Genomic DNA, 16,076 nt, shown 5'->3' with positions numbered 1-16,076 from the left:
AATGTTCATAAGGATAGATCCCCTTGTCATCATTTGATTCAACAAAACCTCTTATCAATAAAGCCGAGAATCAATCACAACTCTGTTGGGCTTGGCTATTAAACAAAGTATTGCGTCACCGTCCACAGTTGATTAAAGCGAATACCATCGCCATTGTTGCCACCTTACTCAGTTTACCTATTCCGATGTTGATGCCTTTACTCGTCGATGAAGTGCTATTAGCTTCACCAGGATGGTTGATTGAACAGCTTAATATGCTGCTTCCTGAAAATGCCCAAAGCAGTGGTTATTATATTGCTGCGGTATTAGTGATGGTGATGCTATTGAGATTACTTAATATGCTCGCACAGGTGTTTCAATCACGAGAATTTACCAAAATAGCTAAACGCATTAGCCTCGATATCCGTCAACAGGTGTTGTTCTTTCTGCCTAAAATTCAAATCAGTGAATTTGATCGTTTAGGGAGTACCGGGATTTCAGCTCGATGCATTACCGATGTTGATACTGTTGAGCGCTTTGTTAGTGACACATTGTCGCGCTTTATTATTAGCTTACTCACCATTATCGCCATTGCCAGTGTTTTACTCTGGCTCAATTGGCAACTGGGATTAATGATCATTCTCCTTAATCCGCTGGTGATCTATTTTTCTTCGCGATTTTCACAGCATGTAAAGGTATTACGCCGTAAAGAAAATGCCGCAACCGAAGCTTTTCAGCAAGCCTTAGTCGATACTATTGATGCGACAAGAGAGTTACGTTTGGCGCAGCAAGAGCAATTTTATTATAAAAAAGTCTTTGGCCTAGCAAGCCAACTTAGCGACAGAGCTATTGCCACCCAGTGGAAAACCGAAGCCTTAAATAAGTTAAGTTTCACCACCTTTTTATTAGGTTTTGAGTGCTTCAGAGCCATGGCCATCTTTATGGTATTAGTGTCTGATCTCACCGTAGGGCAAATCTTTGCCATCTTTAGTTACCTTTGGTATTTAATGGGCCCAATTCAAGAATTACTTAACATTCAATATGCTAAGTTTGGCGCTATCGCAGCTATGGAGAGGTTAAATCAATTACTTGGATTAGAGACTGAGGCTACACGTCTGCCACCAACAGAAATCGTCAGCTCAAGCAATTTAAATGGATCCAGTCGTAATAACCCCGCTATTGAAATAGCTTTCAAACAGGTAGATTTTGGATTTACCGAAAATCCCAAATTATTAAACCAACTCGACTTTCAAATAGAAAAAAACGAGACCATTGCCCTATTAGCCATGAGCGGAGCGGGAAAGTCGACTTTAATCAATCTACTACTGGGTTTCTACCAACCACAATCAGGACAAATAATCATAAATCAGCAACCCCTTGAAGCATATGGATTTGATATATTTCGTAGCCAAGTAGGTTACGTACCCCAAAAGCCCAAACTACTCACAGGCACCCTGCGCGATAACCTCACCCTAGGCAAAGTTTATGATGATGAAAAACTGTGGCAAGCCTTAGATCAAGCAGCACTTAGCGAAACAGTCACCGCTTGGCCCTTGAAACTAGATACTGACTTAGGCCGGGCGCAGACACGATTATCAGGCGGGCAAATGCAACGTTTAGCGTTAGCCAGAATGTGGTTAGCCTCCCCTCAAGTTGTCATATTGGATGAAGCAACATCCGCATTGGACGTATTAACTGAAAAGCAAGTGCTGTCAAACCTACAGCCTTTTTTACAACAGCGAACCTGCATTATTATTACTCATAGATTAAATAACTTACGCTTAGCTAACCGCATTTTAGTGCTCGACGAAGGCAAAATTAGTCAATCTGGTAATGAAGAAAATCTAACTACAACCAACGGGCTTTTTAGGCAATTATACTGCGAGTCCAACGAGTGCTGAACCAATGACTTACATTGTAAATAATAAAAATTTGAGCTAAGTCACTTGAACACCTATTGATAATGGTTATCATTACCAAAGTATTTATTCTATGGATTTAAAATGATTTTAACGCCGACCATGACGGGTTTATCTAGCCCTGAACCTCTGCAACATGCATTCAAAGTTAAGAGTGCCCCCCATGCTGGTCGCACTGGCAGCAGACCGTTCAATGCCGGTCCCCAATTATGGGAACAGTGGTGGCAGCAACCGACATCAGCAGATAAAAGAGCGCTGTATATTCACATTCCTTTTTGCCGAAAACGTTGTAGCTTCTGCAATTTTTTTGAAAATGGCGCTAAGCCTGAACGGATCAGCGACTACATGCAAAGTCTGTGTGAGCAACTCAATAGTGCAGCTATGAGCCCGTTGGCACAAAGCCAACCCTTTGACACTGTGTATGTCGGCGGTGGCACACCCACTGACATTAAAGCAGAAGAAATTGCAGCGTTGGGTAAAGCAATTCAGCAATTCCCTTTAATCAATAATGCTGAAATCACATTAGAAGGTCGTCTTAATGGTTTTGATGATGATAAATGGCATAGCGCTTTAGATAATGGATTTAATCGCTTTTCGTTTGGAGTACAAAGTTTTGATACCGCTGTTCGTCAAGCGGCGGGACGCTTTGATGATAAAGACACCTTAATGGCTCGCTTACAACAACTGAGCCAGCATCCTAGCGCCAGCATAGTCATTGACTTAATATTCGGCCTACCTGGTCAAACTATGGAGATTTGGCAACAAGATATTCAGGCAGCAATGGAATGCGGCTCTCATGGTATCGACCTATACCAATTGATTGGTTTAGCGGGTAATCGCATTGAAAAAGCGAAAGATAAAGGAAAAGTACTCGGCCCCCAAGCAAGTGATTATCAAGCAGATAGTCAAACGAGAGCCAATATGTACGCATATGGCGCTAACAAACTCGAAACTCAGCAATGGCAACGCTTATCAAGCTGCCACTGGCGACGTGATAACAGAGAACGTAGTATCTACAATTCGCTAGCCAAAAGCGGCATAGAAATCTTACCATTTGGAGCAGGCGGCGGAGGTAGCATTCATGGCCACGGTTTAATGAATGCACGCAATCTCAGTGAATGGCAGCAAGCTCATACAGCACATAAAGAAATCTCAGAAAAAGAGTCGCTTAAAACGCCAACTCAAGTACCCGCAATGGTATTAACGCCAAATCCTTCAGCCGCATTTGATGCTGTTTTTAAACGAGGATTAGACTCCGGAACCTTAGCTTTTTCAGCTATTGAAACAAGTTTGATTAACCACTTATTACCATTATTTAAAGCATGGCAACACCATGGATTGGCAACGTTAAGTGAATCAAACTTATCACTGACGCTAGCAGGACGTTTTTGGAATGTAAACATGCAGACTGGGCTGTTTGAATACCTTTCAAGCAACCCTTATAACAAAACTGAAGCCGCTTAATTGCGAGCTTTGGCTCCTTATTCGCGTTGTAAACTATATCAAAAAAGGTATTGAGATGATCTTAACATATGCATTACTAACCGCATTCTTTGGCACATTACTATTACGTTACCAGGATGCATTTAACAGCAAGCTGTCTCATAAAGCGGCTACTGCTTTAATCAATATTATCTCTGTAATTATGTTCATACAAATATGTGGTACAGCAAAAGGCACTATCGTCTATCTGGCAACTATAGCCCTATTTGCAGTAACGATTACTGCTTGCTCACGTAAAACTGTCATTTAATATTTAGCAGCACTGCTTGACCACCAAAGCAGTCCATACCGAACCCCCAAGAGTTTAAATCAAGCACTACAAGCATGGGATTCAACACGACATTAAGGTGTTGCACTGACCATCGAATTAAAGTTAATAAAAAGCCCGTTACTTTGGTAACGGGCTTTCTAAATATGGCGGGGAGATAGCATATTTCTAAAATAGGAACCCTTGGGTTCAAACTACCCAGAAACGAAAAAAGGCTCATCATTTCTGATGAGCCTTTCGTCTTAAATATGGCGGAGAGATAGGGATTTGAACCCTAGACGGGCTATAAACCCGTGCCGGTTTTCAAGACCGGTGCATTCGACCACTCTGCCATCTCTCCGAACGCCGCGAATAATATGACAACCCACGGCTGCTGTAAATCCCTAATTTCAACTTATTGATTAACTGCTGATAAAAAAAACACTTTGGTCATTAATTCAATAATCACAGGTTATGAACTAACCTATTGGTAATACTTTAAAAAATAAATACATCATGAGGTCTTTTGATGAATCTTCAAATTGAAAAAATGCAGATGTTGTATGCCATTGAAAAAAGCTTAATAGCTCTTAATTTAAAGAAACAAAAAAAGTTAGCGGCACTTGTTGTTATCGCCATTGTACTTGCTGCTTTAACATTACTTTCGGCAAATATTGCTATCTTTTTATATATAGCTGACTTAAGCCACTATGCTAACAAAGCTTGGCTAATGGTTGTTCTTAATAGTCTTTTAACATTAGTCCCTATAGCCATTATGGTAAACCAACAAAAGTCAGCACCTGAAAAAACCATTACTGAAATTCGTGATGCCCTAGCTGATGATTTGAGAGTAAATGTAGAGACGACCTCAAGTGATATTAAAGACAGTGTTGAAAAGCTAAGTAGCTTTGGTAAAGACATTAAAATACTCAGTGACAGTGGCTTTTATGTCTTTAACCATATTGTTAAGCTTGCCACTGGAATGCTGAACAGAACATCGAAAAATGGTTAATGAGTTTTACTAAATTGTCATTGAGCTAAAGAATTATTAATCAAACATTCCAATAAAACCAGACTGCTGCTCTACATTAGCTAACCACTGCTGAATATTGGGATAAGAAGCTAAATTAAATCCCCCTTCATGAGCTACGTGTGTGTAGGCGTACAGTGCTATATCTGCCAAAGTAAATTGTTGTCCTATCATAAATCGATGATCAACAAGATGATTGTCCAGCAATGTCAGTACACCAGCCCCTGTAACATGTAATGACTCATATTCTGCTAAACGTTCTGCTGGCATACCTTGATAGAGCTGAATAAACCTCGCCACTGCAATACAAGGTTCATGGGAGTATTGCTCGAAGAATAACCACTGATACATTAACGCTTTTTCAAATTCGTCAGTGGGTATTAATGATGAATTAGCGGCCAAATAACCAATAATAGCGTTAGATTCTGCCAATACTCTACCATCATCCAGCTCAATTATCGGTAATTTACCATGAGGATTTTTAGCCAAATATTGATCAGTTTTAGTTTCACCCGCCATTAAATCTATGGCATGCCAATGATAGTCAATATTGAGCAAAGACAAGGTTAATTTTATCTTGTAACAGTTACCTGATTTCTCATCACCATAGACCTTTATCATTGCTCATCCTTTGCATAAATCATTTAATAGATAATTATAAATGCCTCATCACCTTTCAAAAGTGACTATTTAACTAAACTGGATATTAACGCCCGCAAAGCGGCAGGTTTTATCATTTTAGCCATATAGTGATACCCGCGCTTTTGAACATCGTCAACTAAATCTTTGTTGGTATTAGCCGTTATCAAGATACCAGGTAAATGTTCGCCATATCGAGAACGAATACCATCCATAGCATCGACACCATTTTGATCGTTATCTAGATGATAATCGGCCAATACGATATCTGGAGCCACGCCTTTTAACCCTAGCTTTATTCGGGCATCAGCCAAATCAGTCGCACAGATAACCTCACATTTCCAGCGCGTGAGTAAACTTTCAAGCCCTGCAAGAATGGCTTCTTCGTTATCGATACAAAGCACTTTTACCCCCGCTAAAGGTTGGGTTAGTGACGGCACTGGATTAACTGACTTTACGCTCACAGTTTCACCTAATGGCACTATGATTGAAAAAACAGACCCTTGCCCTAATTTGGACGATAGCAATATTTGATGATCAAGCACTTTACTAATCCTATCGGCAATCGCTAACCCCAGCCCTAGGCCACTGACATTTTGACTACTTGGGTTATTTAAACGCTTAAACTCTTTAAAAATTTCTTCAGTTTCATTTTCATCAATACCACAACCCGTATCAAGTACTTGGATTTCTAAGAACTTACCACGATGGCGGCAGCCCATTAACACCTTGCCACCTTTTGCATAGCGATAAGCATTAGTTAAGAAATTTTGCAAAATTCGTCTTAACAATGATAAATCAGAATTGACAGTGGCATTACATGGGATCATGTTAAAGCGGATTTGATTATCTTTTGCCATGGCATCAAATTCTACTGCCAGTCCATTGAGTAAGTCAGCAATAGCAAAGTCACGGCGATTAACATCAACCATGCCAGAATCGAGTTTTGAAATGTCCAGTAAATCAGTTAATAACTCCCCTGCGGTGCGCAGTGAATTATTAATGTGCGACAAGGTAGTTTTACCTTCTTGATCTAAATTGGGGTATTGCGCTAATGAGGCAGTAAATAACCTTGCTGCATTAAGCGGTTGCATTAAATCATGGCCTACCGCGGCAAGAAATCGACTTTTAGAGGCATTGGCCATTTCTTCTTGAGCTTTAGCTTCGAGCAATTCACTGTTCAACATTGCAAGCTCGTAAGTACGTTCTTTTACGCGGCTTTCAAGGGTTTCATTGGCCTCAATTAAGGCTTTCTCTTGTTTGCGGTACTGCGTAATATCAGTAAAGGTCATCACGAAACCACCATCCGGCATGGGGTTACCTTGAATCTTAATGACTTTGCCATCTCGACGTTGTCGCTCAGAAATATGTTCGGTGCCATTGCGCATATGTTGCACACGAATATCCACTTGGGTTTCAATGTCTCCTTCACCACAATAGCCTCTAGCAGCATTAAAGCGCACCACCTCGCTAATTGGCATCCCTTGTTGTAAAAACCCCTCGGGGTAATCATAAAGCTCAGAGTATTTGAAGTTCCATGCCACTAGACTCAAGTCTTTATCTACCACGCTCATGCCTTCGTAAGCATGTTCAATGGCGCCGCGTAACATATCTTGGCTTAAAATGATTTTTGATGAGGCTTCATCAACCAAACTAAACACTTCATCGAGGGCTAAATCACGCCCTTGAAGTACTGAATCCATCACCAAGGACGCACTGGAAGCCCCTAAGACACCGGCAAGCATATGCTCAGTGTGAGACACAAGCGCTTCATCAGCGACTTTGTGCCAAGAATCACTGCGGACAGCTTCAGGGGAGTATTGACTAAAACTTTCATATGCACGAGTAGGACTGACAAAGCGGCTGGCAAGTATCAATAGATCTTGCTGTGAAATTGCGGTGTGTTTGCGATTGGTCTGTTTTTTACTGACACCTGGATTAATAAAGTTACTGGCTTGAATACGTTCAGCTACGCCAGCTCTAAACCATAACGAGCCCAATATATAAAAGGTCACATTCGCCAGCAGCGCAAGTAATGTGTCATCCACCTGTGGCGTTATTGATGCGAGTAAACCCGTATCACCACTGGAGCCAACACTGCCTTCAAATAAAATATAACACCACAATGAAAAACCAACCGCTAACCCTAAGAATACCCCTGAGCGGTTACCATACTTCCAATATAAGCCACCAAGTAGTGCCGGCGCTAATTGCGCGAAAGCGCCAAAGGATAGCTGCCCAAGATGAGATAAGGACTCATTATTGCCAAGTAAAAGGTAACTTAAGTAGCCTAACCCCAGAATGATGACAATGGCTAAGCGGCGCGCATTTAATAGGAACCGAGCAAACTGGTTAAAGTTAGTTCCGCTGATTTTTCCTGAGCGCAGCATGAATGGCACTAACCATTCATTACTGATCATGACGCTAATCGTCACTACGGCAACAATTACCATGCCTGTCGCGGCTGAAAGCGTACCTAACAGTGCGATAACGGCAAGTACAGGCTGATCAAGTGCTAAGGGTAAGTTAATCACATAAGTATCTGCTGCGACGGTATCGCCAAGCAATAACTTTCCAGCGAGAGCTAACGGCGCAACAAATAATCCGAACATGGCTAAATACAGTGGAAATATCCAGCGGGCTTTGTTCAATACTTTTTCTTCGGCGCATTCCACCACCATCACATGGAACTGCCTTGGCATGCACATAAAGGCGGCTATACCGACAATCATTTTTGGCAAGAAACCACCGATATTTAACGTTTCATTTTTAATCAGATCTTTTTCAGCTGCTTGCTGCCATATGTCAGTAAAACCATCAAAAAATCCGTAAGTGATTACGACACCAACAATAAGAAAAGCAGCTAATTTAATTAATGATTCAAACGCAATGGCGACCATCATGCCTGGGTTATGTTCTGTGGCATCCAGTTTACGAGTGCCAAACAAAATAGCAAAGATAGCGAGAATAAATGTCATTACCATAGGCACACTAGCATCGTTTATAGGTAATTGTTCTGGTTGGAATAAATTGAGACTGAATACCATCGCTTTAAGCTGCAATGCGATGTAGGGCATGATGCCGAAAAGTGCGATTAAAGTAACGATGGCAGCTAGGGTTTGAGATTTGCCATATCGCGCAGCAATAAAATCGGCAACCGAGGTGATATTTTGTGCTTTTGACACTAATACCATTTTACGTAATACCCCAAAACCGAGGGTAAATACTAAAATGGGTCCGAGATAAATCGGTAGAAAAGACCACAAATCGTTTGCAGATTGACCAACTGTGCCTAAGAAGCTCCATGATGAGCAGTAAACCGCTAGACTTAAGCCGTATATCCATACTTGAACTTTTTTGGTGATCTTACTAAACCAACGTTCAGCGCCCCACGCAAGTATAAACAGTAATGACACATAGCAAATTGCAATGACAGCAACGACTAAGGTTAAATTCATAGCGATCTCTTTTGTTATTTTTTGTTTATTAATTACGCAATAAAACAACGTTATTTGTTTGTCATGCTAACATGCGCAACGATCTAAATATTAAGGATATTTTAAAACTAGACCAAGGTCTAATGGAGTTCACATCCTCATGCAGAGGATACTTTGATAACGCAAATTTTGACAAAGGGAAGCCATATGAGCTCGCAGTCTCTCTATAAAGTACCAGCAGATTTCGCCGACAATGCACTGGTAAACAACGATCAATACACCAAAATGTACCAAGAATCTGTGGTAAACCCAGACGGTTTTTGGAGAGAACACGGTAAGCGCATCGATTGGATAAAGCCTTATACCAAAATTAAAGATACCTCATTTGACGATCATAATCTGTCTATCAACTGGTTTTATGACGGAACATTAAACGCTTCTGCTAACTGTTTAGATCGTCATTTAGAAAATAATGGCGACCGAGTTGCGATTATTTGGGAAGGTGACGATGCCAATGAGCAGCGTAAAATCACCTACCGAGAATTACATACCGACGTATGTAAATTTGCCAATGCACTGCGTAGCCAAGGTGTTTGTAAAGGCGATGTCGTCACAATTTATATGCCTATGGTGCCAGAAGCTGCTGTTGCTATGCTGGCTTGTGCTCGTATAGGCGCCATCCATTCTGTCGTCTTTGGTGGTTTCTCCCCTGATTCAATCGCATCTCGTGTCATTGACGGAAAATCAAAAGTACTGATTACTGCTGATGAAGGCGTTCGCGGTGGACGTAAAATTCCACTTAAACGCAGTATTGATGAAGCACTTAACAACCCTGATGTAGATTGCGTTGAAAAAGTCATTGTACTTAATCGAACTGGCGGCGATATCGACTGGGTTGAAGGCCGCGATGTTTGGTGGAGCGATCTAGTAAAAAATGCATCAGAGCATTGCCAACCTGAAGAGATGGGTGCAGAAGACCCGCTATTCCTTTTATACACTTCTGGCTCAACAGGTAACCCTAAAGGTGTCTTACACACCACTGGTGGTTATATGGTTTACGCCTCAATGACTCACGAATATGTCTTTGATTACAAAGAAGGTGAAGTTTACTGGTGTACTGCTGATGTAGGTTGGATTACTGGTCACTCTTACATGGTTTACGGTCCTCTAGCCAATGGTGCCACTGTACTTATTCATGAAGGCGTGCCTAATTCTCCTGGCCCTTCTCGTTTAGGCGAAATGATTGACCGCCATAAAGTGAACATTCTTTATACGGCTCCGACATTAATTCGTGCATTAATGGCTGAGGGAAAAGAGCCGTTTAGCGATTTCGATGGCAGTTCGTTACGCGTAATGGGCTCTGTGGGTGAACCAATTAACCCTGAAGCTTGGCGCTGGTATAACGAAGTGATTGGCCATGAGTCATGCCCTATTGTGGATACGTGGTGGCAAACTGAAACTGGCGGCATTTTAATTAGCCCATTGCCCGGTGCAATCGATACCAAACCCGGTTCTGCTACGCGTCCATTTTTTGGTGTGCAACCTGCGTTAGTCGATAACATGGGTAACATTCTTGAGGGCGCTGTAGATGGTAACTTGGTTATTCTCGATTCTTGGCCTGGCCAAATGCGTACCGTATTCGGCGATCACGATCGTTTTGCCTTAACTTACTTTAAAACCTTTAGAGGCATGTACTTTACAGGTGACGGTGCTCGTCGTGATGAAGATGGCTATTATTGGATTACTGGCCGTGTCGATGACGTTATTAACGTATCAGGTCACCGCCTAGGCACTGCAGAAGTTGAAAGTGCCCTCGTTTCACATGAGCTAGTTGCTGAAGCCGCAGTAGTGGGTTACCCCCATGACATCAAAGGTCAAGGTATCTATGCTTATGTGACGTTAATTAATGGCGTTGAAGAAACTGAAGAATTACGCCAAGGATTGCGTCAGTGGGTTCGCAAAGAAATTGGCGCACTCGCTACACCTGATTTAATTCAGTGGGCTGGCGGCTTACCTAAAACACGTTCGGGCAAAATTATGCGTAGATTCTTACGTAAAATTGCCGCCAATGAAGTGACAAACTTAGGTGACTCTTCAACCCTTGCTGATCCTGCAGTGATTGATACCCTGATTGAAGCACGTTTGAATAAAACGGAATAAGCTTGTTTCAGTGAACTTGTAATTGGTGATTAGTTAAAAGTTTTCGACCCCCTTACCACCCTGAGCATTCCTAACCAGAATCTCGTTGCCCCCTTAATTGGGGGCTTTTTTTAAGTTAAATCATTTTGTTGTCGCTACATTCAATTTATATATTCATGCTAAAGTGAGCTTCATAATTAAGTTTACTCATAAGTCATTCAATAAAATTTATGTCTGCAACTATTTCACTACGTGATTACCAACAAGATTCAGTCAATGCTGCTGTAAGCCATTTTAAGCAAACTAATGACTCTGCGGTACTCGTACTACCAACGGGGGCTGGTAAAAGCATTGTTATCGCGGAATTAGCGCGTATTGCCCGTGGTAACGTCTTAGTACTCACCCACGTGAAAGAACTCGTCGCGCAAAATGCTGAAAAAGTAGGTTTATTGACCGAAGAGGCCAATATTTATTCTGCAGGCTTAAATCAAAAGAAAGCCCATGGAAAAACCGTTGTAGCCAGTGTCCAGTCAGCGGCAAGAAAACCGGAGCAATTTAATCAGGCATTTTCGTTAGTGATCATCGATGAATGCCATCGAGTCAGTAATGATAAAGACAGCCAGTACCAGCAATTATTAGCCCACCTTAAAAAGACTAATCCACAAATAAAGCTACTAGGATTAACAGCCACACCTTATCGGCTAGGTTTAGGCTGGATTTATCGTCACCATTACCACGGAAAGATCGGTAATGCTGAAAAACCGGTATTCGAAAAATGTATTTTTGAGTTACCGATGCGTCCGCTAATTAAAAAAGGGTTTTTAACTGCACCCAAATTATTTGACGGCTTGAGTGCGCAATATGATTTTAGTCAGATAGCGCCAACTCAAACGGGTGAATTTCCACAAAAGGAAGTTGACGATTTACTCAATCATCAAGGCCGCGCAACCACAGCCATTATCAAACAGGTACAGCAGTTAGCAAACTCTCGAAAAGGTGTATTAATTTTTGCAGCCACCGTTCGTCATGCTAAAGAGGTCCTTAAATTATTGAATGATGATGCCGCGCTTATTACGGCAGACACACCTCATATTGAGCGCGACGACATTATCAGTCTGTTCAAACAACAAAAACTCAAATTCATTGTCAATGTTGCGGTATTAACCACAGGCTTTGATGCTCCTCATGTGGATTTAATCGTGATATTAAGACCAACGGCATCTGTAAGCTTATTTCAGCAAATGATTGGCCGAGGCTTACGCTTAGCACCTGATAAACAAGATTGCTTAGTGATCGATTATGCGGCCAACGGTTATGACTTATATTTCCCTGAAGTGGGCCAAGCTAAACCCAATAGTAAATCCGTACCAGTGCAAGTGCATTGCCCTGTATGCAAGTTTGCCAATACTTTTTGGGGTTTAGTTGATAATGATGGCGATATCATTGAACACTTTGGTAGGCGCTGTCAGGGGCTTATAGACACTGTTAATTCTGGTGTTCAACAATGTGACTTTAGATTCCGGTCGAAAGCTTGCCCTGATTGCGGCGTAGAAAATGATATTGCTGCGCGCATTTGCCATAGCTGCCAATCAACGCTCATTGATCCTGATAAACGCTTAAAGCAGGTATTGTCATCTCAACATCATCATTTGTTTAAATGCCAAGAAATGCAGCTCATCGAAGAAAACAGCAAACTTGTGGTGCAGTACTTTGATATTGAATCAAATGATTTTAAAGAATACTTCAATATGGACACGCCAGCTCAGCGCAGAGCCTTATTTGCCATTTTTATCGCCCCTCATTCTCGCACTCCGGGCATGAAGCATCCTCAATACAAAAAACCTGCTGATTTAATTGCTCATGCTGAGCACTTCAAAATGCCTGACTTATTGCTGTTAAAGAAACAGAAACATAAATGGGATTTAGTCGAAAAGTTTTTTGACTATAAAGGCCGATATAAAACAATCAGTGATAGCAGTTTTTAACCAACGCACTGATACATTACCAATTAGATAAAACTTATGGTATAAATCGTCAAATCAAAAAAAGGAGTCACTATGTTTGTTGTTATTTTTGGCCGTCCAGGCTGCCCATATTGTGTTCGTGCTGTTGAATTATCAGAAAAATTAACTGCACAACGTGATGATTTCAAATTCAAATATGTAGACATTCATGCTGAAGGTATTTCTAAAGCTGATTTAGAGAAAACAGTGGGTAAACCAGTTGAAACTGTGCCGCAAATCTTCGTAGATGAAGTTCATGTGGGTGGTTACACTGAATATGACAAACATGTTCGTGAAAACAACTTACTTGCTTAATAAAGCACTGTTAAAGTTGATCAGCTAATAGCTTTTACTTTTCGCTGACAAATAAAAAGGGTTAATTCAATGAATTAACCCTTTTTTGTTTCTATAAGCTTTTTATACAATAGTGTCTATGAATGTCTTAACTCAAACAATTTGCAATTGTTTATAGAACATATTTCGCTGAGAATAAGATACGGCTTAAATCACCATCAGTTCCATTTTCTCTTTCATTCATTGCATACATATATTCAACACCAAATGTTAATGGCTTAGTTGGAGAATAAAGTAAGTTAATGTAACCTGAGTAAGAGCTCGAATTCACAGCATCACTTGATAGCGTCGTATCATTATCTGCTTCAAACGCTGCAAAAGTAACACTACTGCGCCACTTATCACTCCACCAATGACGATATGCTGCATAACCACCATATGATGAAATCGTTTGAATCTCACCTGATGCATCCAAGTTACCCGCATTAGCGTAATTAAGCGCCATATAACGGCCTAAACCTTCACCATAAGTTGCTGAGAATTTAAAATCATCATTCCCAACAGGAATAACACCAGCAATACTAGCGCCATAACCCATCTCAGATGAATCCACAGCTTGTGCACCTACATTTTTCTCAACGTTAAGTTGACGTAAAATAGCTGCAACAGAAATAGCTGATCCACCTTCAGATTTAAAGTTATAACGTGCGACAACATCAGGAACCATGCCACTGCCACTTGTCACTCTCGTTGCGGTTTCATACTGGTTAACTGTTGTTTCAGGATTCTCTACTGCTAACTGGAACCCACCATTGGTATATCGGACCATTGCCTGACGCACAAACGGAGTACCATCAGCAGCGCCTACAAAGTCCAAGTTTTCTGGTAATGCACCAGGATTTTGGAAAGTAGTCCAAGTTTGACCCACCGTCCAATTGTCATAACTGACAAAGGCTTGGCGAATACGTGGTGAGTAACTGTTTGATACTCGCTCATTACCATCGGAATGAGTCATAAAATCAAGTTCAATAAAACCTGATAATTTATGGCCATCAAAGTCTGAGACGGTTTTAAAGTTAAATCGCGTTTCACGGGCCTGAAAATCTACAACTTCTTTACCATTACCTTCTGTACCATAAATAGTACCTGGTACATAAAATTGTCGAGATAAGTTACCTGAGTCTGGTGCCCCATTACCATAACTGCTGAACATCACATCAGCTTTTACGTAACCACCAAATTTCATTTCCGTATCTGCATAGCTCACATTACTAAGTGCCAGTAATGAACACCCTATTACTAAACTAACCTTTGTTTGTTTCATCATGCTCTCCCTATTCTTATGATCCATAGCAATATGACCCACTTAACAAGTAAGCAACATTAGCAATAGGTCTATTAGACAAAAGTAGATAAGAGCAGACTTAAATAAATCTAAAAGATGACAGTAATATCGTTTATTTAAATCTTTAGCTTAAAATTAGAAATTGACGGAATATTAAATTGAGGTAAAACGAATAGGATAGTTGTAAAAAATGAAGATATTTTAATAAAGATAGAGTTGAAAATTAAATTTTTGAAGCGGGAACAAAGTGAGGTAATACGAGGATGAAGCTAATCTGAATTAAAGCCGGACTGGCAATCTCACTTTCAGAAAAGTGGTGGGCCGTGAAGGATTCGAACCTTCGACCAATTGGTTAAAAGCCAACTGCTCTACCAACTGAGCTAACGGCCCATCTGAGTTTTACGTAACGAGGGGTTACGTCTGAATTAAAGCCTAACGGGCAATCTCACTTTCAGAAAAGTGGTGGGCCGTGAAGGATTCGAACCTTCGACCAATTGGTTAAAAGCCAACTGCTCTACCAACTGAGCTAACGGCCCATCTGGGTTTTATCAAAACTGATGTTTTGATTGGAACATAAGCCAACTGTCTATTCTTGTAAACAAGAGCACAAGCAACTGAGCTAACGAACCATGTCCATTTTACGTAACGAGGGATTACGTCTGAATTAAAGCCTAACAGGCAATCTCACTTTCAGAGAAGTGGTGGGCCGTGAAGGATTCGAACCTTCGACCAATTGGTTAAAAGCCAACTGCTCTACCAACTGAGCTAACGGCCCATCTGAGTTTTACGTAACGAGGGGTTACGTCTGAATTAAAGCCTAACAGGCAATCTCACTTTCAGAAAAGTGGTGGGCCGTGAAGGATTCGAACCTTCGACCAATTGGTTAAAAGCCAACTGCTCTACCAACTGAGCTAACGGCCCATCTGAGTTTTACGTAACGAGGGATTACGTCTGAATTAAAGCCTAACAGGCAATCTCACTTTCAGAGAAGTGGTGGGCCGTGAAGGATTCGAACCTTCGACCAATTGGTTAAAAGCCAACTGCTCTACCAACTGAGCTAACGGCCCATCTGGGTTTTATCAAAACTGATGTTTTGATTGGAACATAAGCCAACTGTCTATTCTTGTAAACAAGAGCACAAGCAACTGAGCTAACGAACCATGTCCATTTTACGTAACGAGGGGTTACGTCTGAATTAAAGCCTAACAGGCAATCTCACTTTCAGAAAAGTGGTGGGCCGTGAAGGATTCGAACCTTCGACCAATTGGTTAAAAGCCAACTGCTCTACCAACTGAGCTAACGGCCCATCTGAGTTTTACGTAACGAGGGGTTACGTCTGAATTAAAGCCTAACGGGCAATCTCACTTTCAGAAAAGTGGTGGGCCGTGAAGGATTCGAACCTTCGACCAATTGGTTAAAAGCCAACTGCTCTACCAACTGAGCTAACGGCCCATCTAGTGAGAACGGAACAAACGTTCCATTGACTAGCGGTAGGTTAATTGAAGACTATAAATAGCTATCAATCAATCTGTCATCAAAAT

Annotated in this window: 10 protein-coding genes and 8 tRNA genes; 7 read left to right on the top strand and 11 right to left on the bottom strand. The window is 41.2% G+C overall.

The window, feature by feature from the left end; all coding sequences use genetic code 11:
• Positions 1-23 precede the first annotated feature (23 nt).
• The 3 genes from FPK91_RS00765 to FPK91_RS00755 all read left to right on the top strand — a co-directional run bounded on the left by FPK91_RS00765 (position 24) and on the right by FPK91_RS00755 (position 3,651).
• Positions 24-1,880, top strand: a complete 1,857-nt coding sequence (locus FPK91_RS00765; RefSeq protein WP_227006647.1) for an ABC transporter ATP-binding protein — start codon at positions 24-26, stop codon at positions 1,878-1,880.
• A 102-nt stretch (positions 1,881-1,982) separates the two neighbouring features.
• The gene (hutW, locus tag FPK91_RS00760) at positions 1,983-3,362 is read left to right on the top strand and encodes a heme anaerobic degradation radical SAM methyltransferase ChuW/HutW (protein ID WP_144206756.1); all 1,380 of its coding nucleotides are present in this window, start codon (positions 1,983-1,985) and stop codon (positions 3,360-3,362) included.
• Between the two features lie 55 nt (positions 3,363-3,417).
• The gene (locus tag FPK91_RS00755; RefSeq protein WP_144206754.1) at positions 3,418-3,651 is read left to right on the top strand and encodes a hypothetical protein; all 234 of its coding nucleotides are present in this window, start codon (positions 3,418-3,420) and stop codon (positions 3,649-3,651) included.
• A 267-nt stretch (positions 3,652-3,918) separates the two neighbouring features.
• Here FPK91_RS00755 and FPK91_RS00750 read toward each other — a convergent pair.
• Positions 3,919-4,009, bottom strand: a tRNA-Ser gene (locus tag FPK91_RS00750).
• Between the two features lie 168 nt (positions 4,010-4,177).
• Between FPK91_RS00750 and FPK91_RS00745 the strand changes: the two genes are divergently transcribed.
• Entirely contained in the window at positions 4,178-4,660 is a 483-nt protein-coding gene (locus FPK91_RS00745) for a hypothetical protein (protein ID WP_144206752.1), read from the top strand.
• Positions 4,661-4,696: 36 nt separating this feature from the next.
• Here the strand turns inward: FPK91_RS00745 and FPK91_RS00740 are convergent, their stop codons facing one another.
• The gene (locus tag FPK91_RS00740) at positions 4,697-5,296 is read right to left on the bottom strand and encodes a glutathione S-transferase family protein (RefSeq protein ID WP_144214045.1); all 600 of its coding nucleotides are present in this window, start codon (positions 5,294-5,296) and stop codon (positions 4,697-4,699) included.
• 68 nt (positions 5,297-5,364) lie between these two features.
• Positions 5,365-8,775 carry a hybrid sensor histidine kinase/response regulator gene (locus FPK91_RS00735; protein ID WP_144206750.1) on the bottom strand — a complete coding sequence of 1,137 codons (3,411 nt, stop codon included), beginning with the start codon at positions 8,773-8,775 and terminating at the stop codon, positions 5,365-5,367.
• A gap of 186 nt (positions 8,776-8,961) precedes the next feature.
• On the opposite strand from FPK91_RS00735, the gene acs reads away from it, so the two are divergent.
• The 3 genes from acs to FPK91_RS00720 all read left to right on the top strand — a co-directional run bounded on the left by acs (position 8,962) and on the right by FPK91_RS00720 (position 13,211).
• A complete protein-coding gene (gene acs / locus FPK91_RS00730) occupies positions 8,962-10,914 on the top strand; it encodes an acetate--CoA ligase (RefSeq protein WP_144206748.1) in 1,953 nt (650 codons plus the stop codon).
• A gap of 209 nt (positions 10,915-11,123) precedes the next feature.
• Positions 11,124-12,878, top strand: a complete 1,755-nt coding sequence (locus FPK91_RS00725) for a DEAD/DEAH box helicase (RefSeq protein ID WP_144206746.1) — start codon at positions 11,124-11,126, stop codon at positions 12,876-12,878.
• A gap of 72 nt (positions 12,879-12,950) precedes the next feature.
• Positions 12,951-13,211, top strand: a complete 261-nt coding sequence (locus FPK91_RS00720; RefSeq protein WP_144206744.1) for a GrxA family glutaredoxin — start codon at positions 12,951-12,953, stop codon at positions 13,209-13,211.
• 151 nt (positions 13,212-13,362) lie between these two features.
• Here FPK91_RS00720 and FPK91_RS00715 read toward each other — a convergent pair whose 3' ends face one another.
• From FPK91_RS00715 to FPK91_RS00680, 8 genes are all read right to left on the bottom strand, one after another.
• Positions 13,363-14,514, bottom strand: coding sequence for a DcaP family trimeric outer membrane transporter (locus tag FPK91_RS00715; protein ID WP_144214043.1), 1,152 nt, complete (start codon positions 14,512-14,514; stop codon positions 13,363-13,365).
• Between the two features lie 335 nt (positions 14,515-14,849).
• Positions 14,850-14,925: transfer RNA gene (locus FPK91_RS00710), tRNA-Lys, on the bottom strand.
• 70 nt (positions 14,926-14,995) lie between these two features.
• A tRNA-Lys gene (locus FPK91_RS00705) sits at positions 14,996-15,071 on the bottom strand.
• Between the two features lie 163 nt (positions 15,072-15,234).
• Positions 15,235-15,310: transfer RNA gene (locus FPK91_RS00700), tRNA-Lys, on the bottom strand.
• A 70-nt stretch (positions 15,311-15,380) separates the two neighbouring features.
• Positions 15,381-15,456: transfer RNA gene (locus FPK91_RS00695), tRNA-Lys, on the bottom strand.
• Between the two features lie 70 nt (positions 15,457-15,526).
• Positions 15,527-15,602: transfer RNA gene (locus FPK91_RS00690), tRNA-Lys, on the bottom strand.
• Between the two features lie 163 nt (positions 15,603-15,765).
• A tRNA-Lys gene (locus tag FPK91_RS00685) sits at positions 15,766-15,841 on the bottom strand.
• A 70-nt stretch (positions 15,842-15,911) separates the two neighbouring features.
• A tRNA-Lys gene (locus FPK91_RS00680) sits at positions 15,912-15,987 on the bottom strand.
• Positions 15,988-16,076: the final 89 nt, after the last annotated feature.

Origin of the sequence: Shewanella donghaensis, from assembly GCF_007567505.1 — a bacterium.
Taxonomy (GTDB): Bacteria; Pseudomonadota; Gammaproteobacteria; order Enterobacterales; family Shewanellaceae; genus Shewanella; species Shewanella donghaensis.
The sequence above is the reverse complement of the archived record's forward strand: the minus strand, read 5'-3'. Positions and strand labels throughout refer to the sequence as shown.

Excerpts from the sequence above, each read along its gene's own strand:
- FPK91_RS00715 (WP_144214043.1), bottom strand. The coding sequence starts at position 14,514 with ATGAAACAAACAAAGGTTAGTTTAGTAATAGGGTGTTCATTACTGGCA.
- FPK91_RS00735 (WP_144206750.1), bottom strand. The coding sequence starts at position 8,775 with ATGAATTTAACCTTAGTCGTTGCTGTCATTGCAATTTGCTATGTGTCA.
- FPK91_RS00745 (WP_144206752.1), top strand. The coding sequence starts at position 4,178 with ATGAATCTTCAAATTGAAAAAATGCAGATGTTGTATGCCATTGAAAAA.
- acs (WP_144206748.1), top strand. The coding sequence starts at position 8,962 with ATGAGCTCGCAGTCTCTCTATAAAGTACCAGCAGATTTCGCCGACAAT.
- FPK91_RS00720 (WP_144206744.1), top strand. The coding sequence starts at position 12,951 with ATGTTTGTTGTTATTTTTGGCCGTCCAGGCTGCCCATATTGTGTTCGT.
- FPK91_RS00755 (WP_144206754.1), top strand. The coding sequence starts at position 3,418 with ATGATCTTAACATATGCATTACTAACCGCATTCTTTGGCACATTACTA.
- FPK91_RS00725 (WP_144206746.1), top strand. The coding sequence starts at position 11,124 with ATGTCTGCAACTATTTCACTACGTGATTACCAACAAGATTCAGTCAAT.
- hutW (WP_144206756.1), top strand. The coding sequence starts at position 1,983 with ATGATTTTAACGCCGACCATGACGGGTTTATCTAGCCCTGAACCTCTG.